Genomic DNA, 24,870 nt, shown 5'->3' on the forward strand with positions numbered 1-24,870 from the left:
GGCCCCGCGGACGGCCGGGTCAGCCGTCCGCGGGGCCGTTCCACTTCCCCACCAGATCGCGGTACAGCGGGGATCTGGCCGGGAGTTCCGCAGGGGTGCCGCACACGGCGCGGGTCCCGTCCAGGACGAGGACCCGGTCGGCGCGGACCGCGGACGAGACGCGGTGGGCCACGACGACGAGGGTGCCGGGCCGTGCCGCGAGGGCCCGCTCGGCACGTTCCTCCGTACGCGGGTCCAGGTGGCAGGTGGCTTCGTCGAGCAGCAGGAGCGGCGCCGGCGAGAGGTAGGCGGCGGCGAGCGCGAGGTGTTGGCTCTCGCCGCGGGACAACAGCCGGGGCCGCACCTCGGCGTCGAGTCCGCCCAGCCGGTCCACCAGGGAGTCGAGCCCGAGGGCGGTGACGGCGCGCCGGACCCGGGCGTCCCCGGACGGGGTGTCGCCGGACCGGGTGTCGCCCGGGTCCGGGCAGAGGTGGGTGAGGTTCTCCCGCACGGTGCCGGTGAACACGTAGGCCTGCTGCGGCAGGAGGGTCCGCCGCGGGTCCGGCCCCCTCGCGTCCGGTGTCCGCCGGGCGGCCGACCCGGCGACGAGCACGGTGCCCGCGTCGGGCAGGAGCATGCCGGCGAGCAGGGCGGTGAGCGTGGACTTCCCGATACCGCTGGGACCCACGACGGCGAGGTGTTCCCCCGGCCGGACGACCAGGTCGAGGGCGTCGAGCACGGGCGCCGCGCCGCGGCCGTAGGCGAAGGTGACACCACGGAGTTCCGCCGCAGCGGTCGACCCGGCCGGGCGGTGTACCGGCCGAGGTTCCGCCCTCCCGGCGGTTCTCCCGGCGGCGGTGTCCGCGAGGTACGGGGTCCGGGGCGCGACGGGGTCGCAGAAGCGCTCCAGGACCACCAGCAGGCGTGTCCCGGCCGAACCCAGTGCCGTCATCAACGCGTTGACGGCGGGGAGCAGGGCCTGAAGCAGGTACGTGAGGCCGCCTGCCAGCGTCCCGGCCGTGATGCCGTGCGCGAGCAGCCAGGGCGCCGCGGCGAGCAGTGCGATCACCGGCAGTCGGGCCGCCGTACCCAGCGCCAAGGTCCGTAGGGCCGCCCAGCCTGCGAGCCTGCGGGCCAGCCGTTCCTGTGCCGAGATCAGCGGCTCGACCCGGGCACGCGCCGCCGTCTGCCCGCCGCAGGCGACGACGTCGCGCAGCCCCTCCCCCAGCTCCCCCAGCCGGTCGGCGAGCGCCTCGTCCGTGTCGAGGGACCGGCGTTGCACGGCCGCCATGGGGCGCAGTGTGGCCAGGAAGGCCGCGCCTCCGAGCAGCAGGGGCGGCAGCACGACCAGCAGCAGGACCGGTGCCAGGGCCGCCATGCCCGCGCAGGCGCCCACGGCGGTGAACACGAACGAACGCACCGTCAGGACCAGCCCGGCGAAGGAGTCCCGGGCCATTTCCGTCTGCTGGGTCAGGCGGGACACGGCGCCCGCGTCAGGTGGCCTTACCGGGTCGGCCACCGCGCGGTCCAGCGCCTGCCGCACCGCCCGCCGTACCAGGCCGTCGCGCAGGGGCTCGGCGAGGTCGGCGAGGCCGGCGAACACGCCGCGCAGCGCGAATCCGCCGAGGAGCGCCCCGGCCGCCGCGGCGGCCAGCCAGGCCAGGCCTGTTGCGGTGTGCCCGGCGAGGAAGCCGTCGTCCAGGGCGCGGGCGACTCCGTAGCCTCCGAGGAAGGTGTGGGCGGACTCGAGGAGCGACCATGCCGCCAGGCGCGCCAGGGCGCGCCTGCGGCCCCGCAGGAACCGCCGGCCGTCGGGGGCCACCCGGCGCCATGCATCCGTTTCGGTGCCGTTCCCCGCTCCGGTCCCCCTACCGGCCCCTGTCCCCGCTCCGGTCACCGTCCCGCCTCCTGCTTCCGCGAGGGTGCCGGGTGCTCGTCCGTCCCGGCCTGCGAGCCCCCACACGGATGCGGATCAGCGCCGGTGTCCGTCGTCGCCTCGGCGGCGAACACCGCCCGGTAGGCGGGGTCGTGCCGCCACAGCCGGGCATGGGTGCCGGCGGCCCGTATCCGCCCGTCCTCCAGCCATACGACGAGGTCGGCGCGGACCGCGGACGAGAGGCGGTGGGCGACCACGATCCGGGTCCCGGGCCGGATCTGGCGCGCCAGCGCGCGCTCGACCTCGCGTGCGGTGACGGTGTCGAGGCTGGAGGTGGCGTCGTCCAGTACGAGGAGTCGGCCCGCCCCGCAGAACGCCCTTGCCAGGCCGAGGCGTTGGACCTCACCGCCGGACAGCGGAGCGTCGGCGAGGCGCGTTGCGTACCCGTCGGGCAGGCGCCGCAGGAACGGCTCCGCGCCGGCGGCGCCGGCCGCGGCCCGGACCGCCTGAGGACCGGGGGCGGGCTCCGCACCGAATCCGATCGCGTCGGCGACCGTGTCGCCGAGCAGTACGGGCCTGTCGAAGGCGTAGCCGACCTCGCGGCGCAGGGCGTCGGCGGTCAGCTCCCGCAGCGGCACACCGTCCAGCAGCACTTGACCGGCGTCGGGGTCGGCGAGCCGGCCCGCAACGGCGGCGAACAGCGTCTTCCCGGCGCCGGACCGGCCCACCACCGCCACGGTGCTGCCGCCGGGAATCACCAGGCTGATGTCGTGCAGGACGGCCGAGCCACCGCGCACGACCCGGACATCGCGCAGCTCCAGGGTGCCGGGCCCGTTCTCCGGCAGTTCGGCCCGGCCGTGGCCGAGCGGGGGCAGGGCCAGGAGGGCCGCGGTCCGCCGGGCGGCGGCCCGGCCCCGGGCCACGGCCGCCAGTGCGCCGGTGACCGCGCCGACGCCGGCCGCGAGGCCCGCGTAACGCAGGGCGGCGAGGAGTTCGCCGACGTTGATGCCTTCGGCCGCAAGGCGGATGCCGCCGACGGCGAGGACCGCGTAGAGGAGGATCGGCATGAGGGCCGTGGACCGGGCCGTCGTGCCGCCGTAGACCTGCCACATGCGCCTGCCTTCGGCGCCGAGTTCGGGCAACCGCGCAAGGATCCGGGCCCGTTCCCGGTCGACGGTCCCGGCGGCGGCGATCGTGCGCGCACCGGCCAGGGCCTCGACGAGGCGTCCGGCGGTGGCCAGTTGCACCTGCTGGTAGCGGGCGACGCTGGTGAGGGTGTCGCGGGTGAACGTCCGCAGCAGGAGTACCAGCAGCGGCAGACCCAGGAGAAAGGTGAGCGCCGTCCACAGGTCGATGAGGAAGAGCGCTGCCACTGCACCGAGCGGCGGCAGCAGTGCGGCGAGGGCGTGTGCGACGGCAGCCGGGACCTTGCCCGCCTCGGCGGCGTGCGCGGTCAGCCGCGCGGCCGTTTCGCCGGGCGCGTGGCGGGCCGCGTGGTGCGGGGCGGTCCCCAGCAGCCCGGCGAGGCCGAGCCTGCGCAGCCTGGCGGTGGAGCGGCCGTCGACCTCGCCGGTCAGCCGCGCGGCGATGGCGTCCAGGGCCACTTCGGCCGTGATGACGGCGGCGCACAGCAGGGTCCAGGCGGGGCCGGACGGGTCCCGGCGCAGCAGCAGGTCCAGGGTGTGGCCGAGGACGGCCGGTTCGGCGAGGGCCGCCGCGGCGGCGGCCACGGTGCATGCGAGGACGGCGGCGGTGCGCCCGCCGCTGTGCCGGGCCGCCGCGACGAGTTCCCGGTCCGCGCCGCGCGCCAGGTCGGGCTCCGGCTCCCGCGTAGTGGCGGCGGCCGCGTCGGAGGGGCTCATCGGCGGATGCCTCCAGTGATGTGGTGCGGGCCCGGGCGGTGAACCGCCCGGGCCCGAGGTGACCCGGGTCAGTTACAGGTCGTGATGCTGAGGCTGCTGTCGCCGCAGAGCAGCAGACTGGCGCGGCTGCCTCCGCCGGTCATCGCGACCTCGGCGGTCTCTTCCTTGGGGGTCTCCATCGACTGCAGGTCAAGAAGCGTCATGTCGGATTCCTCTTCTCTCGGATGGTGCGATGGGTCACGGCCCCGGTCGGGGCCGGCTGGTGGGCCGCGGCGCCTCGGCGCAGCGGCGGGAGGAACGGCAGGTGGGCGCGCCCGTCGGGCGCCGCGCTGCCGAGGGCGAGGAGAGCGCCGGCCGTACCCGTGGTGAGGTCCATGGACAGCCGCATCATCTGCTCGCCGGGGAAGGCCAGATGCCCCTGGTACGGCACGGCGTGCCGGGCCAGTGCGTCGATCTGGCGGGCGATGGCGCCGGGCCCGGTGCCGGGTCCGGGCGTGGTGGTCCGGGCCAGGTGCAGGATCATTCCGGCGGCGCCGCGCATCAGCCCGGGCTGGGCGTAGAAGGTGGCCTGCGCCGCCCGTACGATCTCGATCCGGGCCTGTTCGAACCGTTCGTCGGGGCCGTGCTCCAGCCAGTCGTCGAGGACCATGCCGATGCCGACGCTGCCTTCGCCGAGGTACGGCATGGTGCGCCAGCCCTCGTTCACCTGGAGGGTGCCGTAGGCGCTGGTGACGCAGCGGTCGAGGTCGCGGTGGAGCGCGTGGGCGGCCTGGATCAGCAGTTCCTTGTCGCCGGTGCGCTCGTAGAGGCGTAAGAGGAGCAGGGCGGGTCCGGAGTTGCCGTACAGCAGGCCCGCACGGGCGGGCCGCCGGTCGGGCTGGGCGACCAGCTCGGCGCAGCGCAGGGCTGCGGTGTGCAGTTCGCCCTCGCCGCTCGCGGTGCCGAGGGCGTCCAGGGCGAGGCCGATGCCGGCGAGGCCGCCGTACAGGTCGGGGCCCGCGCTCTGCCAGGGCTGGCGCAGCAGGCGGTCGGCGAGGGCGAGGGCGCGCTCGCGGTGTCCGAGCCGGTCCAGCGTCCAGGCTGTGCCGGCGAGGCCGTCGTAGAAGCCGAGCGGGGTGCCGGAGGCAGGTTCCGCGGTCCGGTCGAGCAGCCACTCCTCGGCCTCCGGCCAGGGTCCGGCGCCGGTCTCGGCGAGGGCGTGGAGCACCCCGGCGATCCCGTGGCCGAAGCCGATGCCTCCATGGGCGGTCGCGAACTGGGCGGTGTCGCCGGGGACGAAGCGGTCCTCGCGGTGCGGGGTGGCGCTCGCTCGCAGCGCCGCGGTCATCGATGTGCGGGCGGCCGGCCAGTCGCCGGGTTCGACGGGCAGGTACGGTCCGGGCGGTGCGGGCAGGCGGTCGCCCTGCAGGCCCGCGGATACGCCGGAGAGTATCTCCTCGACGGCCTCGTCGAGGAACCGGCGCGGTACGGGGAACTGCTCGGCGGCGACGGCGGCCAGGTGCACGGCCTTGGTGCGGTCCAGGACGAGCAGGCTGGTCAGCGGGAGGAACAGGGCGAGCCGCAGGCAGGCGAGGGCGTAGCGGTCGACTCCGAATCCGCGCCGCTCGGCGGGGGCCACGAAGGCGGGGTTGGCCACGGTCTGCCGCAGGCCCTCGTCGATGTGTGCGGCGGCCTCGAAGTCCAGGAGTGCCACGGAGGGTTCGCCGGTGTCGTCCTCGGCGACCATGATGTTGAAGAGGTGGAGGTCGTTGAAGACGACCCCGCGGGCGTGCACGGCGTCGACGGCTTCGGTCACCCGCTGGTGGATCTTCAGCGCCCATGCGGTGTAGGAGGCCAGCTCCGCCGGGTCGGGGTCGGCCTCGATCAGGGGGTGGCGGCGGGCGAAGTAGGTGTTGAGCGGTTTGCCGTCGAGGTGCTGCAGGACCAGGAAGTGGTGGTCGCCGACGGTGAAGGTGCCACGGACGGCCGGTACGCAGTCGAGGCCCGCGAGCCGTTCCAGCGCGGCCCGTTCGCGGTGCAGGCGGGTGACGGCGTCGGCGCCGTCGGCGGCGAGTCCGGCGTACGGCCGGGCCTCCTTGAGGACCACGGTCTCGCCGCTGCGGCTGTCCTTGCCGAGGTAGACGCCGCCGCCGTTGGAGAAGTGCAGCGCCCGCTCCACGGTGAAGGGGAGGCCGGCCAGGGTGACGGCGGAGCGCGCCCGGAGGTGCGGTTCGAGGAAGGCGGGCAGTTCGAGCCACTCGGGCGGCTGGAAGGCGGGTCCGCGCCGGTCCGGTACGAGCCGGCCGTCGGGGGTCTCGACGGCCGGGACCAGTTCGCCGTGCTCGCCGTAGCAGTGCCGCAGGGTGAAGCTGCCGTAGCGCAGGTGGACCGGCCCGGCGCCCCAGCGCAGATCGCTGAGGATGTACGGGCCGGCCGCGCCGCCGAGGGCGGCGTCGAGGTCCTCCGCGATCTGTCGGCACTGCCGCTCGTCGACGGGGTACACGGTGATGAACTTCCCGCTCGCCGCGCGGTCGGCGTACTTGGCGTTGCGCAGGTGGAGCAGGTAGCGGCTCGGGACGAACTTGAAGGCGATGTTCCGCTCGGTGCAGTACGCGTACACCGTGCTGAGCACCGACTCGGCGTTGTCGAGCGTGGCCGAGACGTGGACCTTCCAGCCCTGCGGGGGCAGTTCGGCGCCGGCGGGGCGCAGTGCGAGCCAGTCGCCGCTGCGGTGCGAGCGCCACCCGGACGGGACGGGGGCGAGGGCGGGCGGGTAGCTCTCGCCGGTCCGCCGGTACGGCGCGTCGTAGAACCAGCGGTCGGCGTCGCAGAAGGCGGCGTACCCCTTGTTCACACCTGCTCCCTCGGTCGGTGGCAGACCCGACCGTGTCACGCGGGGCGGAGGGGCCGACAGTCACCGCTGTCACCGATGGGGTGTGCAGTACTCACGAGTCACGAAGGACGGCGGTGCCACCAGTGGCTGCGGCGCGGGTGTACGGCGCGGCCGAGGCGCAGGCCGATGAAGAGGTACCCGAGGAGCGCTCCGGCCGTGTTGAGGATGACGTCGTCGATGTCGAAGACACGTCCGGTGACGAGGGCGCCCTGGACCAGCTCCACCAGTGTCATCAGGCACACGGTCACCGCGGCTACGCGCAGCAGTCCGCGTGCGGGTGGCAGCAGGACGGGCAGGAGCACGCCGAACGGGACGCCGAGCAGCAGGTTGCCGCCCAGTTGGCGGGCGGCTTCGAGCGCCGACGCGTTGTGCAGGTAGGCCTGGATCGAGCGGCCAGGCCGGAGATTGCTCTGCACGAGGGCCGCCGAGGCCGCCGACGGCTCCAGCGTCAGCCGGGCCAGGACAACGCTGAACAGGACGGTCCCGGCGAAGGCGGCCAGCATGGCCAGGGCCCGCACGGCCGGGTGGGCCGGATACGCCGGGTGGGACTTCGTCGCGGTTGCTGTGACCGGCCGCACCGCTTCCCGCGGTTCTTCGTCGCGCCGCCGCGCGTGGCTCCATGTCATGGGGGCGCGTGTACCCGGCGGATGGGCCGGTACGCTGCTGCCCCGCGGGCGCATGGGAGCGCGTCCCCGAGGGCACGCGCACGGGGTGACCGACATCCCCCGCACCGCATCGCGCCGAGGCGGCCCGCCCTCCTCCGGCGCCGCCTCCACCGCCCTCGCGGCGCGCACCCGCGCCGAGTTGCGCCGTACAGCCGTCCGCGTCTGGACGGACAACCTGGCCGACCATGCTGCGGCCCTCACCTACTACGCCCTGCTGGCGCTGCTGCCCGCGCTCGTCATCGCCGTGTCCGTCGTGGGATTGCTGGGCGGGGCGCGGCGCGACCGCCTCGTGGCCGACCTGACCGCGTACGCACCCCCGCAGTCGGCGCAGGTGCTCCGCGAGGCGCTGGGCGGCCTCCCGGAGGGGCATACGTCGATGTGGGCCCTGTTGCTGGGCGGGGTGGTGAGCGCGCTGTGGTCGGCGTGCAGCTACCTGGCGGTGTTCCGGCGCGCCCTGCACACCATGCACCGGGTGCCGGACACGCGGCGTCCGCTGCGCGCCGCGCACACCCTGGTGGTCCACGCGGGGCTGCTCCTGGTGCTGCTCGTCGTCGGTGCGGTGGGGCTGGTCCTGTCCGGGCCGCCGGCCCGATGGGCCGCGCGGGCGGTCGGGGGGAGCGGCCCGCAGGCCGTCGCGCTGCTGCGCTGGCCCGTGCTCCTGGTGGTCGTGACCCTCCTGGTGCTGGTCCTCTTCCGGACGGGGCCGGTGCAGAGCCGGGGAACCCGGCGGGGCCTGCCCGGCGGCGTTCTGGCGGCGCTGCTGTGGCTGGCCGCATCGGGGCTCTTCACGCTGTACACGCAACTGGACACGTACGGCCGCCTGTACGGGTCGCTGGCCGGGATCGTGGTCTTCGTGGTCTGGCTCTGGTTCGCCAATCTGGCACTGCTGACGGGTGCGCAGTTCAACGCCGAGCGGGCTCGCGGGCGGGCCGCCGGGCCGGGGGGCTGAACGCCGGCGGCCCGGCGGAGCCGCCGCTCCCGGCCGGCCCGGCCCGGGGCCGTGTCGGCCGGGCCGGGCCGGGCCGGCCTCGGACGCCCTACTTCGCGCGCCGTGCCCGTCGGGCGCGCCGGGCGAGCACGGCGGCGGTGAGTACGCCGGCGGCCGTGGCCAGCGCGGTGCGGTTGGCCCGCGCCGCGGTCGCGGCCCGGCCGGCCTTCGCCCGCACGGAACCGAGGTTGCGGTGCCCGGTGAGCCGCCCCGCGCGGGTTGCCGTGTCCCGGACGCGCGTCGCCGTCCGCAACGCCCCGGCGAGAACGGGGTCGGGCGTCTTGTCCTCGACGAGCCGCCCGACGTGCACGGCGGTGTCCCTCAGCCGGCCGGTCGCGCGGGCGACCTGACGGCGCAGCTCCGCCGGCGTGGGGACGGACTTGTCGTTCGCGTGCGGTATCAGCGTCATGGTGCTTCCCTCTCCTGGGAGTTGTCCGCGCTCGGGCATCTGCTGCGCGGGTACCCGGCAACGGCCCGATAACGCGTGCGGGTCCGGGGAGACGGTGCCGTACGGCGTCGCCCCTCCTCGGGATGCGGCACGGCCGTGGGCCCGAACTCGGTGAGTTCGGGCCCACGGCCTCGAAACGGCCGGACTCGGGCCGGTCAGAGCGGCGGGAGGCCGAAACGCGTGGCGGCGTAGTAGGCGCCCAGTTCCTGGTGGTAGTCCCGGTCGCCGAGGTGCTTCTCCCGGTGGAACTCGGGGGCGTCCTTGATCTGGCCCTTGGTGCGGTCGACGTAGACGGTCTCGGTCTCCGGGTCGATGCTGACGACGGTGCTCGCCGGCAGCAGGACCTCCTTGCCGAAGATCCAGACCCCGGTGTCCACGACCAGGTAGGCGTCACCGACCTCGTCGGAGTGCTTGTCCACCTTGCCGATCCCGCCGTCCGTCGCCTCGACCTTGTAGCCGGTCAGATCGGTGCCGGCCAGGTGGCCCGAGGTCGACTTGTAACTCCACACATGCTCAGTCACGCGGAAACAACTCCTCCGATGGACGGGGGACGGCGGGGAGGTCCCTGCCGTCCGTCCTTCTTCGTCTGTCGTACGCGGGGTGTCCGTTCTCCCCGTGGACTCCGCCTGCCCCGCGGCCGGCGCCTCATGCATACGGACGGAATCCCCCGGTCCGCCACGGGCCCGGCGCGCGGAGATCCCAGGACCCTATGCTGCGGGAATGATCAAGCCGATTGAACTCGTCATATTCGACTGCGACGGCGTCCTCGTCGACACCGAGCGCATCGCGACGCGCGTCCAGGTCGCCCTGGGGGCGGAGCTGGGGTGGCCGCTCACCGAGGGCGAGGTGATCGAGCTGTTCATCGGGCGGTCCGACGCCTCCGTGCGGGAGCTGATCGGGGCCCGCCTCGGGGAGGCCGCGGCCGACGTCTGGGCGCAGCGGTTCGAGCAGCTCCACCGCGAGGCGGTGGACGCCGGTCTGACCGCCGTGGACGGGCTGCCCGACGCGCTCGACGCGATCTCCCTGCCGACCTGCGTCGCCTCAAGCGGCTCCCACGAGAAGATGCGCCACACCCTGGGCCGCACCGGGCTCTACGACCGCTTCGCGGGCCGCATCCACAGCGCCACGGAGGTGGCCCGCGGCAAGCCGGCCCCGGACCTGTTCCTGTACGCGGCGCAGCGGATGGGCGTCGATCCGGCGGCCTGCGTGGTGGTCGAGGACAGCCGGCCGGGTGTCGAGGCGGCCCGCGCCGCCGGGATGCGCTCCTTCGGTTACGCGGGCGGGATGACCCCCGCCGAGCGGCTCGAAGGGCCGGGAACCCGCGTGTTCCACGACATGCGCGACCTGCCCGGTCTCATCGCGGCGGGATGACGCGGGCCGGCCGCCCGCCGCCCGGTGGCCAGACCTGCCCCGTCCGCCCCGTCCGCCCCGTCGGCCCGCCTGCCCCGTCCGCGCGGCTGCCACCGCCCTCGAACAGGGCTCTGCGGCCTTTCCTCTAGAGTGCTTTCCGGCCCCTCTTCGCGGCCGCGGCCCGCCCCGCGGCGCGAACCGACCTGTCCGTGGGGCCCGACCGAGGAGCAATCGTGACCGACCAGGCGTCCATATCGCTGCAGCAGGAGATCGCCCGGGACCTCCAGGTGAGCGCGTCCTTCGACGCCCGGCAGGAGATCGAGCGCCGCGTGGCCTTCCTCGCCGACCGGCTGATCTCGACGGGCCTGCGCTCGCTGGTGCTGGGCATCAGCGGCGGTGTGGACTCCACGACGGCGGGCCGGCTGTGCCAGCTCGCGGTCGAGCGGGTGCGCGCCGCGGGTCAGGAGGCGACGTTCTTCGCGATGCGGTTGCCGTACGGAGTGCAGGCGGACGAGTCGGACGCGCAGCTGGCGCTGGAGTTCATCCGGCCCGACCAGGTGCTGACCGTCGACGTGAAGGCGTCGAGCGACGCCGCGCTGGAGGCGGTGCTGGCCGGCGGAACGGCCTTCCGTGACGCGCACCACCAGGACTTCGTGCACGGCAACATCAAGGCCCGCCAGCGCATGATCGCCCAGTACGCGGTCGCGGGCGCCCACGCGGGCCTCGTGGTCGGCACGGACCACGCGGCCGAGGCGGTGTCGGGCTTCTTCACCAAGTTCGGTGACGGCGCGGCCGACGTGGTTCCGCTCACGGGCCTGACCAAGCGGCGGGTCCGGGCCACGGCGGAGGCCCTGGGGGCGCCGTCCTCACTGATCTGGAAGACCCCGACCGCGGACCTGGAGACCCTGAAGCCGGGCCTGGCCGACGAGGAGGCGCTCGGCGTCACCTACGACGACATCGATGACGTCCTGGAGGGCAAGCCGGTGGACCCGGCCGCCCTCGACATCATCGTCAACCGCTACCGGGCCACCGAGCACAAGCGGCAGCTGCCGATCGCCCCCTGAGCCGATCCGGCCGCCGCAGGCTTCCGGGCCGTCGCCACCCGGTGCCCCTGACCGGCACCGGGTGGCCAAGTCCCGGCCCGGGGCCGGGACTTCGGCCCCGGCATGTGCCCCTGCCTCGTACACGCCCCTGCGCAGGCCCAAGGTCCATGGCCCTGCGCACCCGCCGGGCGGTGATGAGGGGACCTTCCACCTGGAGGGGGGGTGCGATGGCCGCCTCCGAGCTGGGCTCCGCTGAACCGCCAAAGGACGGTGGTCGCGGGGTGGACACGAGGGCTCTGTCGGTGGCCGCGCGTACGGTGCGGGCATGAGCATGATCGGCCAATACCTTCGTCTCACCCCCACCGAACTCGAGCGCGCCTCGCGCGACCCCGACTGGGCGGCCGAGCGCGCGCACGCCCTGTACGACCGCGACGACGCGGCCGGCGCCGCGCGGGTCCACGAGACGGACAAGGCCTGGCACGCCCTCGACTTCCTGCTGACCCGGCGCGGCTTTCCGGTGGACGTGGTCTTCGGGGAGGCGGACATGCCCTGGCCGGCCGGTTCCGACTGGGGCTACGGCCCGCCCCGGCTGCTGACGGCGGAGCGGGTGCGCGTCGCCGTGGACGCCCTGGAGGCCCATGCTCCCGACGCTCTGGCCGACGGGGTCACCCCGGCGGATCTGGCCGCGGCGAACGTCTACCCCCAGATCATCTGGGAGCGGGGCGAGGAACCGGACTGGGTCGCGTCCCACTGGGCCGCCCTCGCGCGCGCGGCCGCCCGGGAGGGCGACGCGCTGCTGGTGTGGATCTCCTGACCGGTCCGACCGGTCCGGCCGTGCCCTCCTCGAAGGCGCGGGCCGGGACCGGCCGGTCCCGGCCCGCGTCGGGCTGCGCTTCCTTCCTAGGCTGACGTGGACAGGATGGTGTCCTCCGGCCTGCGGGCCGTGGGGCGGGTGCTGCCGGCGACGATCAGCGCGAGTAAGACGGCGGCCGCCTCGCTCTGCAGGATGTGGGCGGCCTGCTTCAACCGGCCCGGATCGGGGACGGGGATGGACAGGGCCACGCATTCCGGGTTGGGGCCGGCGGTGATCGGCACCGCCGCGCACACCGTGCCGAGGGCGTACTCCTGGAGGTCGAGGAGCGGCGTGTTGGGCGGGCGGTCGTCCAGTTGCCGGAAGAGGACCTGCCGGCTGGTGAGGGTGTGGGTGGTGAAGGGGGTGAGCCGGTGGCGGGACAGGTGGTCCCGCCGGTCGTCGTGGTCCAGTTGGGCCAGCAGCGCCTTGCCCACCGCGGAGGCGTGGGCCGCGGCGCGGAAGTCGACCCACTCTTCGACAGCGGGCGCGGCCGGCCCGTCCGCGTACAGGGTGATGGCGACCTCGCCGTCGGTGTAGCGGGCGACGTACACGGCGGCGCCGACCGCGTCCCGCACCCAGGCCAGGGTCTCGCGCAGGTGGCCGCGGCCCTCCCCGCCGTCCGTCTCGCTCAGCGGGAGGGCGTGGCCGGCGACGTAGGCGTCCGGTCCGATCGGCGTGACCAGGTCGGCCCGGATCAACTGCTCCACGGCCCGGGCGAGGACCAGTTGCGGCAGCCTGGTCTCACGGGCGATCTGTGTCAGGTTCACACCGCCCGAGTGGCGGTTGACGACTTCCAGGACGCGCAGCGCCCGGTGAACGTACTCCAGCGCCGCCGGGGCCGTCCGTCCCTCGGGGGACGGACGGGCCGCATGGGTCGACTGCGGCTGCTTCAGCGCTTCGAGTGACCACCCGTTCGCCTGCTCCGTCAGGTGCAGGGGGTTGAGCCGGGCGTTCTGCGCGACGGCCACGGCGACCTGCGGCCCGGGCGTGAAGACCTCCCCCAGGTCGGGGTGCTCCTTGCGGGGGCGCCCCATGAGCGCCTGCCGCAGTCGCGCCGGGAGCCGCAGCGGCGGCCTGGAGGACGCGCCCGGCCCGCCGGTCAGGGAGGTGAGGTCCTGAGTGGTGATGGGCGGGGACGTCCAGATGACGGAGGCCCCGAGGGCATCTTCCAGATCGTGCGGGATCTGCGGCAGGGGCGGCAGGTGGTCGTCGGGCGGCAGGACGGGGGCCTGGCGCTTCCAGTACCGGGCGGTCGCGACCTCCGCACGCGACAGGTGGTGGAGGTAGAGGCAGCGGGCCGCGGTCTGCGAGCCCGCCCCAGCCGCGTACTGGAACCAGAACTGCGCGCCCTCCGTCCGGTCGGCGAGGTGGAGCAGACAGCCGAAGAGCAGCGCGGAGTCCATGCCGTGGGGCCAGGAGTCGACTGCGAGGGCGAGTTCGGCGAAGTCCCGGCTCTCGACGAGGCACCAGGTGAGGTCGTCCAGGCAGCGGGCGGCCCGCACGTGGCAGGCGGCGTCGAGGACAAGTTCGTCGGCCTCGGCCGGGGCGGCCCGTCCGCGCGCCGCCGCGCCGGCCGCGGCGGTTCCGGTCGCCGCGCGGGCGCGGTCCGCGGCGATCCGGCGGGCGATGCGGCGCCGGGCCGCGCCCTCGTCGTATCCGGCGTACTCCTCCGCGAGCACCGTCGCGTCCGCCAGGGACGCGTCCAGTTCACACAGCGGCATGTCGCGGTGGCGTGGCATGTCCCTCACTGGTCCTTCTCCTCTCCGGGGATCCAGTCCACCCCGAGTTTGCGGGACAGGGTTCGGCGTGCGCCGCGGATGTGCGACCGGACGGTGGCGGGGGAGATCCCCATCATCCGGGCGACCGTGTCGCAGTCGTTGCCCAGCAGGAAGGCGAGCAGCACCACGTCGTACTGCCGCTCGGACAGGCCCGCGATCGCCGCGTACAGTCCGAGCTTCGACTCCAGCAGCTCCAGGCGTTCCCGGGACGAGCGGCGCAGTGCGGCGAACCAGGCCGTTTCGACCATGGCCACCTGTCGGCCCAGAACGGCCAGCCGCCGCTCGACGTGTTCACGCAGCACGGCCCAGGCGAAGCCGTGGAGGCTCGCCTCCTTCAGTGCCTGGCGCCACACCTTCAGCAGGAAGGTGAACACGTCGTCGACGACTTCTTCGGCGTCCTTGGGATTTCCCAGCTGCAGGTGGGCGTAGCGCAGATAGGCGCGGTGCTGCTGGGAGTGGAAAGCCGTGAACTCCACCGGCAGCACGCCGGCCAGTTCACTGGAGACCGCGCGGTCTCCTGATGGGTCGAATTCTCCTTCGTTCATACGCTCCCCCACAGTTGTTCATCGCCGCCCGTCGGGGTGGCGGGGACCGGACGGTGGCGGGCCGCGGGGACGGTTGGTCGGCGGCCTGCGGACGGCTCGCCGGTTCCTCTCTCCGTTCCGGGGCCCGGTAGGCGCATGCGCGCCCGGAACACATCGATCACGACAACGCCGACCGTGATCGTGACTAACGGAGCGAGGGCGGGCGTCTCGGCGACATTCACGTCGGAGCGAACCTTCCAGGTGGAGTGTGCGTAACCGGCCGCCTGCCCCCGCACCAGCGGCCGCGGAGCGCCGGGCGCTCCCAATCACCACCCCATCGGAAAACGAGCCCGATCGTGCAAGCCGGTCCCCGGGAATCCCGGAAACGAAGCGCATTCGCTTCTACGCGCGCCCCTGGCCCCCCGCGCACGCCCCCGATCGGATGGCGCCATGACCCGATCCGGTGGGACATGTGCGGACTCTCCCCGCCCCGGAGCCGGTTGCCTGCAGGGTGGGTCCCGCATGCGGCGCCGGGCACTTCCGCCCGCGCGCCCTTCGAGGAGGAAGGGCCGTATCCGAATGGCGTTCGCGAGGACCGCACTGCCTGCCGCCCTGCTCTCCCTGGCCCTGGCCGGTGTTCCGGCCGCGCTGCCCGATGTCGCCGCCGCGGCCGGCATGCCGTATGCCGGGCAGGTGCGCCACGAGAGCGCGCTCTTCAGTGTGAAGGCCACCGGCAACGCCGCCGCCCAGGAGTTCAGGGTGGACGGCACCCGGCTGTCCGTGGCGAGCGTCTGGCTGGGCAGCGGGGCGGCGACGGGGACGGTGACCGCCCAGGTCCGCCGGGTGCGCTCGGACGCGGGTTCGGCGATCGCCTCAGGGATCGCCGCCGCCTTCGCCCCGTCGGGCTACCAGCGCACCGTCGACGGCAAGCACGGCCGGGACAGCGCGGTGGCGTTCATGGCGCCCCCGTTCAACTCCGCCCCGCCGGGGCTCCAGGATGCGCTGGACTCCACCCACCGGGCACTGCTGCTGCCCAACGGCGGCGTCTCGCCCGGCAACGACCCGGACTTCAGCTGGGGGCCGTACGCCTGGACGGCCAGCACCTGCTTCTTCGCCCTGGCCTGGGCCGGCACGGGTGAGCGGGCGAAGGCCGGCCGAGTGCTCGACTGGGTGCTGTCCAAGCGCAACGGCCTCGGCGAGCTGCCCGAAACGGTGAACGGGGCCGGACTGCCGTCCTCCGTCACGCCGCTGGGCTGGACGGACGCGCTGGTGGTGCTCACCGCGGCAGCCCTGCAGGGATCTCCGCAGCCCACTCCCCCGGCACCCGAGCCGGCGCCCGAGGGCCGGTGAACGCATCGGTCACGGCCCGGCGGGGGGATGCAACGACGTGGTCGGGCCACGGATGACTCCGTGCGGGCAGGCCGCTGTCGTTCGGAGCGGGCAGCAGACGGCAGACGGCAGGCACCGGACAACAGGCAGCAGACGACAGGCGAGGAGGCGGTTGGGCGGGGCGAGACGGTTGGGGTGATCGGAGGGAGCATCGCGGGCTGCGCGGCCGCCACGGCTGTGGCGCGGCGGGCGCCGGGCACGTGACGGTCCTGGAGCGGACGGGCGGCCGGCTGGAGGACCGGGGACGTGGGGCTCTGCGTGCATGACGAGCAGCCGTCGAACTCCGCGCGAGCGGCGCCCTGGCGGACGGCCGGCGCCGCTCGGGCCTTCGAGGAGCCGCTGGACGGCTACCACCGGGCCCGCGGGGCCGTCGGCCGGGAACTGGCCGCGCTGGCCCGCCGGCCGGGCCGGGCTGAGGTGGAGCGGACCCCGGAGTGGGGCCACGGACGACGACGGGATGGCCGCCTGGTGGCAGGGCCGGCTCGACGGGCCCCCGGGATCGGGGGCTGCGCTACGGCGCCGTAGGCCGTGCCGCGTCCCCACCGCCCAGGCATCCGGCCATCCGGGCCGTCGCCGCCCGCTGCCTGCTATCCGCTATCCGCTATCCGCTATCCGCTATCCGCTATCCGCCGAGGGTGGTGTTGCCGGTGATCGCACCGTCCGTACCGGACAGCGTGACCGCGTGCCGGACGCCGTCGGGACCGAGGACCACGGCCAGCCAGGCGCCGCCCCCGCCTTCCTGTGCGACCGCCCGCAAGCTCTCCACCTTCCCGCCCGGCACGGCCGCGGCAGCCTTGCCGGCCGCGTCGCCGATGGACAGCGAGGGCAGCGGCGCGGGCGCCCGTCCCCCCTTGCCGGAACCCTCGCGCCGCTCGGACCGGCCGGGGGCACCGGGCAGCCCGGGGGCCTCGGGGTGGCCGAACCGCTCGCGCATCCAGGGCCCGTCCTCGCCATCGGGTGCCTTCCGCGCGCGCTCGTCGTCGGGCGCCCCTCCCTGCGGCCCCCGCTTGAACCCGCCCCCGTGGCCGGGCTCGAAGCGGATCGTGTGCGGCCCCCGGTCGGCCCGTTCGTGATGGTGGTGCTCGGCCACGGCCGCCACGGCGACCCCACCGCCCACGACCACCACGACAGCGCCCGCCGCCACCCAGCGGGCTCCCCTGCTGCGGGGCACCAGCCGGGACAGCGCCACGCGCTTGCGTGCACCGGTCCCCGGCACGTTCTCGGGCAGCTGCTCGGTCGGCGGCGGCACGGATTCAGACATACGGCTACTCCTCCGGACAGCCGGACGCGCTGCCCGGCTCGCCCCAGAGCATGCCGAGGCGATGCTGAAGCCCAGCTGAAGCCGCCTGAAGACCTCTTCAGCCGGGCGTCCCGCGGGCCTGCGATCCTGTTCGGCATGCGCGTACTGGTGGTGGAGGACGAACGGCGGCTCGCCGTGGCCCTGCAGCGGGGTCTGCAGTCCGAGGGGTTCTCGGTGGACGTGGCCCACGACGGGCCCCAGGGCCTGTGGATGGCGACCGAGCACGACTACGACCTGATCGTCCTCGACATCATGCTCCCCGGGCTGAACGGCTACCGGATCTGCGCGAAGCTGCGCGCGGCCGGCAACGAGGCGGGAATCCTGATGCTCACCGCCAAGGACGGCGAGTACGACGAAGCGGAAGCCCTGGACACCGGCGCCGACGATTTCCTCTCCAAGCCGTTCTCCTACCTCGTGCTGGTCGCACGGCTGCGTGCCCTCGGCCGCCGTACCGGTGGCCGGCGCCCGCAGGTGATGCGGTTCGGCGACCTCCTGATCGACCCGGCGCGGCACACGTGCTCCCGTGGCGGTACGGAGGTCCGGCTGACCGCCCGGGAGTTCGCGATACTCGAGTACCTGGGCCGGCGGTCCGGGGAGGTGGTCTCCAAACGGGACATCCTGGAACAGGTGTGGGACACCGCCTTCGACGGCGACCCCAACGTCGTGGAGGTCCACGTCAGCGCGGTCCGCCGCAAGGTCGACGCCCCGTTCGGCCGGGCCGCGCTGGAGACCGTACGGGGAGCCGGGTACCGGCTGGCGGCCGACGGTGGCTGAAACTGCAGGAACCTCCGACCTCCGCGGGCGCGTGGGCGACGGGCTGCGCTCGCTCCGCGGCGCCGCCCTCGGCCGGTGGCCGGTCCTGCGGCGGCTGTGGCCCACCACGGTCCGGGCCCGGGCCACCGTGGGCGCGGGCCTGGTGGTGGCCGCTGCCCTGGCGCTCGCCTCGTTCGCCCTGCTCGGGCTGCTGGAGGCCAATCTGCTGCGCAACGCGGAGAACGACGCCCGGCGGCAGGCCGAGACCGTGGCGCAGCTCGCCGCCACCGGGAAGCTCGGCCGGGCCAGGCCACCGGGCCGTGCGGTCGAGTTCGTCCAGGTGGTGAGCGCGGACGGACGGGTCCTGTTCTCCAGTCCGAACCTGATCGGGGTGCCCGCGTTCCCGCCGGCACCGCCCGAGGCGCCGGGGACCCGGATGCACACCTGGCGGGTCCGCCCGGTCGACGGCGATCACCGGCAGCGGGTCGTGCAGGTCGTCACGCAGACGCCGGACGGGCCGGCCACCGTCTACGCGGGTGCCTCGCTGCGGGACGCGGACGCGGCCGACGACACCACCACGGCCGCGCTCGTGATCGGCATGCCGCTGCTCCTGGCCACCGTCGTGCTCGTGACCTGGCGGGTCACGGGGCACGCGCTCCGGCCGGTGGAGGCGATCCGCGCCGAGGTCGCCGAGATCTCCGACCGGGACCTGCACCGCCGGGTGCCGGTTCCCGCCACCCGCGACGAGGTCGCCCGGCTGGCCGAGACCATGAACGCCACGCTGGACCGGCTGGAGGCGTCCGGGATCCGTCAGCGGCAGTTCATCGCCGACGCCTCCCACGAACTGCGCAGTCCCATCACCGTGCTGCGCACCCAGCTGGAGGTGGCGCTGGCCGTTCCGGACCCGGAGCTGTGGCCCGAGCTGATCGGTGGCGCCCTGGAGGACATCGAACGGCTCCAGCGCCTCGCGGCGGATCTGCTGCTGCTCGCCCGCATCGACGCGGCCCAGCCGGTGACGGCCGTACCGCTCGACCTGGGTGCCCTGGTCCGCGAGGTACTGGAGGCGCGCCTCGGCGACCGGGTACCCGTACGGGCGGACCTCGCGGCGGACGTCGAGGTCACCGCCGGCGCCCTATGGCTCGGGCGTGTCGTCACCAACCTCGTCGACAACGCGCAGCGGTACGCCGTACACGGCGTGGACGTCACGCTGCGCACGACGGGCGGCGGCGGTGCGGCGCCGCGCACCGCCGTGCTGGAGGTCGTCGACGACGGTCCGGGGATCCCCGGGGCGGACCGTGAACGGGTCTTCGAACGGTTCACACGGCTCGACGACTCGCGCAGCCGCGACCACGGCGGGGCCGGCCTGGGCCTCGCGATAGCGCGTGACCTGAGTGCGCACCATGGCGGAACGCTGACGGCCGAGGAGTGCGCGAGCGGCGCCCGACTGGTCCTCAGACTGCCGCTGACACGGCGGCCCTGACACGGCGGTCCTGACCGGGCAGGCCCGGAGGTGCCTGCCCGACCCGGCCGTCCGCGCCCCCGGGGTTCAGCGGGTATGGCGGTGTCGGCCGTGCTTGTGCGGGTGGTCCGTCGTCAGCAGGACGAGGGCCAGGCCGAGGGGCAGCAGGACGAGCAGAAGAAGGGTCATACGGCGCTTGTGCCCCGCATGCCGCCGCCGACACGGCCGACCGGCCGAACGGCGGGCGGATCGCTATCCGGCGGCCAGCACCTGCCCGGCCGTCACCTGGGGAGGGTTGGGGAGCAGGGACGCGAGGTTCTCCCGGACGAAGTCCGCCGCCCTCCTGACCGACTCATCGGCCCCCGTCCGGTCCTCGAAGACGCTCGTGGACACCATCACCCCGTCCCCGGCGTCGACCCAGTAGTAGGCCACGAATCCCGGGACTCGGCGCAGGATTGCCACGAATCCCTCATCCACGAGCCGTCCCGCCTCGGCCGGGTCGGTCACCCCTTCGTAGCGCCGGACCACCGCGTACATGGCTGGTCTCCTCACTTGTCCGGTCACTTGTCCAGGAAGAGGAGCTCGTCGCTGGAACGGGTCATCCGCAGCGTCTTGCCGTCCTCACTGATCTCGATCAGCCTGTGCAGGCCTGTCCTGGTCTTGCCGTCGGGCAGGAAGCGGTACTCGTCGGCGGCTCCGGCCAGATAGGCGGAGAAACCGGCGAGAGAGGTGACGCCCGAACCGGAGTCCAGGTAGTCCTTCAGCCGGCGGAACAGCTTCGGCAGGATCACCACGCCCGTGTCGTCGTCCGTGATCGACCCGATGCCGTCGATCAACGCCCCGCCGATGGTCTTGTCCTCGGCCCACACCCCCTTGGGCGGCACGGAAGCGCGGGCCTCCCGGGCGGCGTCCCTGAGGACGTCGCGCAGATGGCCGGGCAGGCCCGGGTAGAACATCGGATAGGCCAGGCCGTCCTCGACCAGACGGTAGTTGACGCTCCTCTTGAGCAGGTCGTCGTCGACCGAGACCTCGTAGCCGCTGTACACGGGCGGGCGGACGCTGCCGTCGAAGGCCAGCGCGATGCAGCGGCCGTAGGCGTCGGCGCCACTGGTGAGGATGAAACCGGGCACCTGTACGGGGACGGTGGTCACAGTCTCGTTCTCGTGACGGTCGATGCTCGTGAATCCGAGGTGCTTCAGCGTTGCGTCGGCGGCCTGGTGCCCCAACCGTCTCGGCTGGTGGCGTTCCGGACCGTAGCCCGTCTTCCTGTAGTGCGTCTCCAGCGCGTCCACGCCCTCCAGCCGGACGGCGGCGCGGCCGTCCGCCTTGGGCACCACCCTGGCGCGCCCGCCCACGAGCTTCCAGTCCGCCACGTCGTCCGGGACGAACGGAAGGGTGTCGCCGTCCGGCTCGGCACCGCCGTCCACCCGGAACGAACCTTTGATCAGCAGCATGGGCATGGCGACTCCCGAGAAACGAGACGGTCACTTTCCGTGGCGTATCATCACTCACGGTACACGCCCTTCTCGAAAATGCGGTGCCCCGCCCCGTTGCGCTCCCTAGACTCGCCGTACGCGCTGCCGACACGGCACTGCGCGCCTCGTGCCGAGTTCGAAGAGAAGGGGAGCAGCGCCATGTGCACCTACCGCACCACCGCCTTCGCTCCCCCGTCCCGGTACGACGTGATCCCGGTGTCTCGTGACGCTCGGTGCCGGCTGCGCGGCCGTCACCGTATGCCCGTGACGCACCTTTAGGTCCCGTCCCGCTCCCCGCCGTTCGTACGCCACCGCCTGCCCGGAACCGCTCCGGCCACGGGCGGGCCGGCCGTCCGCGGCTGCCGATCACGGGTGACGGGGCTGTCGTCAGGGAATTCGCGCCGCCCTCTTCATCTCCTGACTCGAAAGGCCTCGGGCCATGCGCGCCAACGGACGCTCCCTCGACTCCACTTCCCTCACCGCTGTCCGCAATCTGGGCATCCTCGCCCACGTCGACGCCGGCAAGACCACGATCACCGAACGGATCCTGTTCGCGACCGGCGCCATCCACAAGCGGGGCGAGGTGCACCACGGCACGACCGTCACCGACTACGACCCGCAGGAACGCGACCGCGGCATCACCATCTTCGCCGCGGCCGTGAGCTGCACCTGGGGCGGGCACCACGTCAACCTGATCGACACCCCCGGGCACGTCGACTTCTCCGACGAGGTGGAACGTTCCCTGCGGGTACTCGACGGAGCCGTCGCCGTGTTCGACGCCGTCGCCGGGGTCGAGCCGCAGAGCGAGACCGTGTGGCGGCAGGCGGACCGCCACGGGGTGCCGCGCATCGCGTTCGTCAACAAGCTGGACCGTGCGGGCGCCGACCTCGACACCGCCGTCGCGTCGATCCGGCGGCGCCTGGGCGTCGTACCCCTGGTGGTACAGATGCCCATCGGCCGGGAGGACGCCTTCACGGGCGTCGTCGACCTGGTGGCCATGCGTGCGCTGCGCTGGCGGGCCGACTCCGCCGGCTTCGAGTCGGGGCCGGTACCCGAACCACTGCGGGAGGAAGCCGGCGAACGGCGCAGGCTGCTCGAGGAGACCGTGGCGGAACTCCACGCCGAGGCCTTGGAGGAGTTCTGCGCGGATACCGCACTGCGCGACGGAACCCTGGCCCGGGCCCTGCGCGAGCTGACGCTCCGCGGGGACGGCGTCGTGGTCCTGTGCGGCTCGGCGTACCGCAACCGCGGGATCGAACCGCTGCTCGACGCGGTGGTCGCGTACCTGCCGGCGCCCGCCGACATGCCGCCGGTACGCGGTGCGGCGGACGGCGCGGAGCAGGAACGCGCACCCGACCCGGCGGAGCCCCTGACGGCCCTCGCCTTCAAGGTGGCGGCCACGGCGCCGGGACGCCTCACCTACCTGCGGGTCTACGCGGGCACGCTGCGCAAGGGCGCGACGGTACTGGACGCGGCGACGGGCCGCACGGAGCGGGTGGGCCGGATCCTGCGGGTCCAGGCCGACCGGCACGAGGACAGGGAGGAGGCGGTGGCCGGTGACATCGTCGCCGTGATCGGGCTCAAGTCCGCCCGGGCGGGCACGACCCTGTGCGCCCCCGGAGCGCCTCTGGTGCTCGAACCTCCCACGGTGGCCGAGCCCGTGGTGTCGGTGGCCGTCGAGGCCCGCCGCAACGCCGACACCGGTCGGCTGGCGACGGCGCTGGCGCGGCTCGCGGAGGAGGATCCTTCGCTGGTCGTGCGCTCCGACGCGGAGACCGGGCAGACCGTGCTGTCGGGGCTGGGCGAGCTGCACCTGGAGGTGGCGGTGGAGAAGATCCGCCGCGGCCACGGGGTGGAGGTCGTCGTGGGCAGGCCACAGGTCTCGTACCGGGAGACCGTCGTGCGCGGGGTGACCGGCCTGGTCCACCGGCACGTCAAACAGGACGGTGGCGCGGGCCAGTTCGCGCACGTCGTGCTGGACGTGGAGCCGGTGGACGAGCCGGTCTTCGAGTTCCGCTCGACGGTCGTCGGCGGCCGGGTGCCGCAGGAGTACGCCCGCGCCGTGGAAGCCGGCTGCCGCGACGCCCTCACCGAGGGCCCGCTGGGCGGGTACCCGGTCACCGGGCTGCGCGTCACGCTCACCGACGGGGCGACCCACTCCAAGGACTCCTCGGAGATGGCGTTCCGGGCGGCGGGCCGGTTCGGGCTGCGCGAAGCGCTGCGGCTCAGCACGGTGGAACTGCTGGAGCCGGTCGTGGAGGTCACCGTGAGCGTTCCGGAGGACGGTGTCGGGGGCGTGCTGGGTGACCTCGCGGCCCGCCGGGGCCGGGTCTCGGGCCAGCGGGCCGAAGCCGGCACCGTCGTGATCACGGCGGCCGTGCCGCTGGCAGAGCTGTTCGGTTACGCGTCCCGGCTGCGGGGCCGTACCCGGGGCCGGGGCGTCTTCACCACCAGGCCGGCCGGCCTGGCTCCGGTACCGGCCTCGGTGGCGTCCTCGGTCACGGGGAGCCCGCCGGCCCGGTGACCTGCGGCTGCCGGCGCCCCCGCCCCGTCCCCTGCTTCGGGGGCGGGGCGGGGCCGGGCCGCATGAACGCCCCGGTGCACCGCCTATGCTGCGGATTCGGTCGGTTCGGTTCGGTTCCGGCGGGGTCACGCAGACAGGCAGGGTGAACAATGTCCGAGTCGGTACAGGAGAATCCGTACCCCGACAGCCACGTCCTCGGCGAGGGTCCGGATCCGCATCCGCTACTGGCGCCCGTCCTGCCGCTGCTGGGTCGCTGGCACGGCCGCGGCCGGGGCGAGTACCCGACGCTGGAGAAAGACTTCCGCTACGAGCAGGAGGTCGTCTTCAGCCATGACGGCCGCCCCTTCCTGCGCTATGAGGCGCGGGCGTGGCTGATCGACGAAGCCGGGGCGCCGGTGCGGCCGGCGGGGCGCGAGGCCGGGTGGTGGCGGGTCACGCCCGACGCCTCCCTGGAGGTCGTGCTCGCCCACCCCACCGGCGTCGTCGAGACGTACGTGGGGCGGGCGTCCGGTGCGCAGTTCGAGATCGAGACCGAGGACGTGTCGCTCACGCCACTGGCCAAGGAGGTCACCGCCACGCGCCGCCGTTACACCGTCCAGGGCGGGGAGATGACGGTCGTGCACGACATGGCCGCGGTGGGCCGGCCCCTCCAGCACCACCTGACGACACACCTGCGGCGGCGGCCCTGAGGGGTCCTGCTGATCGAGCCCGGGCCCCCCGGGCCCTGGTGCCGCGCCCCGGTCCGGCATCACCGGCAACACCTCCCGGACGCTTCACCCGGCTGCGCGGCACGGGCTGCGGCCGCTCCGGCGCGCGCCGCCGCATAGTCGTGGCAGGGCGGCGCCGACGCGGTGCCGTGCCGGAGGGAGCGACAGTGGTGGACAGGGGACGACGCGCCGCGCTGGCGGCGCTGCTCGCCGCGGGGCTCGTACCGTGCACCGGCGCCCGGGCGGCGAACGGCGCGGCTCCCCGTTCCGGCCCGCGGCCGCCGGCCTCGCTGCTGGGCCGTGAGATCCGCCGGCTGCCCACGTCCCGCAAGGTCGTCGCGCTCACCTTCAACGCCGCGTGGGACGAGGCCGGGATCGACACCGTCCTGGCGGAACTGCGGCGGCGCGGACTGGCCGCCACCTTCTTCCCGACGGGAGCATTCGCCGACGCTCACCCGGCGGCGGTGCGTTCCATCGGCGCCGCGCACGGCCTGGGCAACCACTCGTACGGCCACCCCTACTTCGACGGGCTCAGCGCGGCGCAGCGGGCGGACGAGGTGCGCCGCGCCGACGCGGCGATCCGGGCGGCGTCGGGCACGGAGCCGCTGCCGTTCTTCCGTTTCCCCTACAGCTCCACCACCGGCGACTCTGTCGCCGACGTCAACGACATGGGATACGCCGCGATCGAGTTCACCGCGGACACCAACGGCTACCTCGGCCCGCAGGGCGGCATGAGCGCGCAGGCGGCCGCCGAGCGCGCCATCGACGCGCTGACGCCGGGCGCGATCATTCAGATGCACGTCGGCAGCAACGGTGACGGCATCGTCCTCGACGCCGAGGCACTCCCGTTGATCGTCGACGCCGCCGAGGCAGAGGGCTACACGATCGTCGACCTGCGCGACTTCCTCGTCGCGTAGGGCCTCGGGCCGGCCCTGCGCGCCGTTCGGTGCATCGCCCACCGCCACGGCGCGATGCACCCCGTCTCGAGCAGACCCCAGCCCTCTGCGTCCGTGCGACGTCGGCGC

Annotated in this window: 22 protein-coding genes; 10 read left to right on the forward strand and 12 right to left on the reverse strand. The window is 74.2% G+C overall.

Annotated elements, in window-relative coordinates; genetic code table 11:
• Positions 1 to 19: 19 nt before the first annotated feature.
• From ACZ6JS_RS30050 to ACZ6JS_RS30070, 5 genes are all read right to left on the reverse strand, one after another.
• On the reverse strand, positions 20 to 1,801 hold the full coding sequence (locus ACZ6JS_RS30050) for an ATP-binding cassette domain-containing protein (RefSeq protein ID WP_469302560.1): 1,782 nt from the start codon (positions 1,799 to 1,801) through the stop codon (positions 20 to 22).
• Positions 1,802 to 1,872: 71 nt separating this feature from the next.
• The gene (locus ACZ6JS_RS30055; RefSeq protein ID WP_469302562.1) at positions 1,873 to 3,717 is read right to left on the reverse strand and encodes an ATP-binding cassette domain-containing protein; all 1,845 of its coding nucleotides are present in this window, start codon (positions 3,715 to 3,717) and stop codon (positions 1,873 to 1,875) included.
• A 68-nt stretch (positions 3,718 to 3,785) separates the two neighbouring features.
• Positions 3,786 to 3,920 carry a SapB/AmfS family lanthipeptide gene (locus ACZ6JS_RS30060; protein ID WP_030962357.1) on the reverse strand — a complete coding sequence of 45 codons (135 nt, stop codon included), beginning with the start codon at positions 3,918 to 3,920 and terminating at the stop codon, positions 3,786 to 3,788.
• Positions 3,917 to 6,550 carry a class III lanthionine synthetase LanKC gene (gene lanKC, locus ACZ6JS_RS30065; RefSeq protein ID WP_469302564.1) on the reverse strand — a complete coding sequence of 878 codons (2,634 nt, stop codon included), beginning with the start codon at positions 6,548 to 6,550 and terminating at the stop codon, positions 3,917 to 3,919. The genes ACZ6JS_RS30060 and lanKC overlap by 4 nt, the downstream gene beginning before the upstream one ends.
• A gap of 98 nt (positions 6,551 to 6,648) precedes the next feature.
• Positions 6,649 to 7,215 (reverse strand): VanZ family protein, encoded by a 567-nt coding sequence (locus tag ACZ6JS_RS30070; protein WP_469302565.1) that lies wholly within the window; start codon positions 7,213 to 7,215, stop codon positions 6,649 to 6,651.
• Positions 7,216 to 7,300: 85 nt separating this feature from the next.
• Between ACZ6JS_RS30070 and ACZ6JS_RS30075 the strand changes: the two genes are divergently transcribed.
• Positions 7,301 to 8,203, forward strand: coding sequence for a YihY/virulence factor BrkB family protein (locus tag ACZ6JS_RS30075; protein ID WP_469302567.1), 903 nt, complete (start codon positions 7,301 to 7,303; stop codon positions 8,201 to 8,203).
• 88 nt (positions 8,204 to 8,291) lie between these two features.
• On the opposite strand, the gene ACZ6JS_RS30080 is transcribed toward ACZ6JS_RS30075, so the two are convergent.
• Positions 8,292 to 8,651 carry a hypothetical protein gene (locus ACZ6JS_RS30080; RefSeq protein ID WP_469302569.1) on the reverse strand — a complete coding sequence of 120 codons (360 nt, stop codon included), beginning with the start codon at positions 8,649 to 8,651 and terminating at the stop codon, positions 8,292 to 8,294.
• A gap of 194 nt (positions 8,652 to 8,845) precedes the next feature.
• Positions 8,846 to 9,211, reverse strand: coding sequence for a PRC-barrel domain-containing protein (locus ACZ6JS_RS30085; protein ID WP_469302571.1), 366 nt, complete (start codon positions 9,209 to 9,211; stop codon positions 8,846 to 8,848).
• Positions 9,212 to 9,410: 199 nt separating this feature from the next.
• Here ACZ6JS_RS30085 and ACZ6JS_RS30090 point away from each other — a divergent pair, with 199 nt between their 5' ends.
• The 3 genes from ACZ6JS_RS30090 to ACZ6JS_RS30100 all read left to right on the forward strand — a co-directional run bounded on the left by ACZ6JS_RS30090 (position 9,411) and on the right by ACZ6JS_RS30100 (position 11,897).
• Positions 9,411 to 10,061, forward strand: coding sequence for an HAD family hydrolase (locus ACZ6JS_RS30090; RefSeq protein WP_469302572.1), 651 nt, complete (start codon positions 9,411 to 9,413; stop codon positions 10,059 to 10,061).
• 212 nt (positions 10,062 to 10,273) lie between these two features.
• Complete coding sequence (nadE, locus tag ACZ6JS_RS30095) at positions 10,274 to 11,104, forward strand: ammonia-dependent NAD(+) synthetase (protein WP_469302573.1); 831 nt, start codon at positions 10,274 to 10,276, stop codon at positions 11,102 to 11,104.
• A gap of 304 nt (positions 11,105 to 11,408) precedes the next feature.
• Entirely contained in the window at positions 11,409 to 11,897 is a 489-nt protein-coding gene (locus ACZ6JS_RS30100) for a YfbM family protein (protein ID WP_469302575.1), read from the forward strand.
• A gap of 86 nt (positions 11,898 to 11,983) precedes the next feature.
• Here the strand turns inward: ACZ6JS_RS30100 and ACZ6JS_RS30105 are convergent, their stop codons facing one another.
• Positions 11,984 to 12,865 carry an IclR family transcriptional regulator gene (locus tag ACZ6JS_RS30105; RefSeq protein ID WP_469302660.1) on the reverse strand — a complete coding sequence of 294 codons (882 nt, stop codon included), beginning with the start codon at positions 12,863 to 12,865 and terminating at the stop codon, positions 11,984 to 11,986.
• An 815-nt stretch (positions 12,866 to 13,680) separates the two neighbouring features.
• Positions 13,681 to 14,259, reverse strand: coding sequence for an RNA polymerase sigma factor (locus ACZ6JS_RS30110; protein WP_220818769.1), 579 nt, complete (start codon positions 14,257 to 14,259; stop codon positions 13,681 to 13,683).
• 558 nt (positions 14,260 to 14,817) lie between these two features.
• Here ACZ6JS_RS30110 and ACZ6JS_RS30115 point away from each other — a divergent pair.
• Complete coding sequence (locus ACZ6JS_RS30115; RefSeq protein WP_469302576.1) at positions 14,818 to 15,588, forward strand: hypothetical protein; 771 nt, start codon at positions 14,818 to 14,820, stop codon at positions 15,586 to 15,588.
• A 661-nt stretch (positions 15,589 to 16,249) separates the two neighbouring features.
• Here ACZ6JS_RS30115 and ACZ6JS_RS30120 read toward each other — a convergent pair.
• Positions 16,250 to 16,888: a hypothetical protein gene (locus tag ACZ6JS_RS30120; RefSeq protein WP_469302578.1), complete on the reverse strand. Its 639-nt coding sequence runs from the start codon at positions 16,886 to 16,888 to the stop codon at positions 16,250 to 16,252.
• Positions 16,889 to 17,023: 135 nt separating this feature from the next.
• Here ACZ6JS_RS30120 and ACZ6JS_RS30125 point away from each other — a divergent pair, with 135 nt between their 5' ends.
• Positions 17,024 to 17,701 carry a response regulator transcription factor gene (locus ACZ6JS_RS30125; protein ID WP_469302579.1) on the forward strand — a complete coding sequence of 226 codons (678 nt, stop codon included), beginning with the start codon at positions 17,024 to 17,026 and terminating at the stop codon, positions 17,699 to 17,701.
• A gap of 85 nt (positions 17,702 to 17,786) precedes the next feature.
• A complete protein-coding gene (locus ACZ6JS_RS30130) occupies positions 17,787 to 19,160 on the forward strand; it encodes a sensor histidine kinase (RefSeq protein WP_469302662.1) in 1,374 nt (457 codons plus the stop codon).
• A gap of 231 nt (positions 19,161 to 19,391) precedes the next feature.
• Here the strand turns inward: ACZ6JS_RS30130 and ACZ6JS_RS30135 are convergent, their stop codons facing one another.
• Positions 19,392 to 19,676, reverse strand: coding sequence for a hypothetical protein (locus ACZ6JS_RS30135; RefSeq protein ID WP_469302581.1), 285 nt, complete (start codon positions 19,674 to 19,676; stop codon positions 19,392 to 19,394).
• A gap of 23 nt (positions 19,677 to 19,699) precedes the next feature.
• Positions 19,700 to 20,599, reverse strand: coding sequence for a thermonuclease family protein (locus ACZ6JS_RS30140; protein ID WP_469302582.1), 900 nt, complete (start codon positions 20,597 to 20,599; stop codon positions 19,700 to 19,702).
• A 454-nt stretch (positions 20,600 to 21,053) separates the two neighbouring features.
• On the opposite strand from ACZ6JS_RS30140, the gene fusA reads away from it, so the two are divergent.
• From fusA to ACZ6JS_RS30155, 3 genes are all read left to right on the forward strand, one after another.
• The gene (gene fusA / locus ACZ6JS_RS30145; RefSeq protein WP_469302584.1) at positions 21,054 to 23,138 is read left to right on the forward strand and encodes an elongation factor G; all 2,085 of its coding nucleotides are present in this window, start codon (positions 21,054 to 21,056) and stop codon (positions 23,136 to 23,138) included.
• A gap of 149 nt (positions 23,139 to 23,287) precedes the next feature.
• Positions 23,288 to 23,827, forward strand: coding sequence for a heme-binding beta-barrel domain-containing protein (locus ACZ6JS_RS30150; protein WP_469302585.1), 540 nt, complete (start codon positions 23,288 to 23,290; stop codon positions 23,825 to 23,827).
• A 188-nt stretch (positions 23,828 to 24,015) separates the two neighbouring features.
• Positions 24,016 to 24,762 carry a polysaccharide deacetylase family protein gene (locus ACZ6JS_RS30155; protein ID WP_469302587.1) on the forward strand — a complete coding sequence of 249 codons (747 nt, stop codon included), beginning with the start codon at positions 24,016 to 24,018 and terminating at the stop codon, positions 24,760 to 24,762.
• Positions 24,763 to 24,870 lie beyond the last annotated feature (108 nt).

This window comes from Streptomyces sp. NPDC046349 (assembly GCF_055587885.1).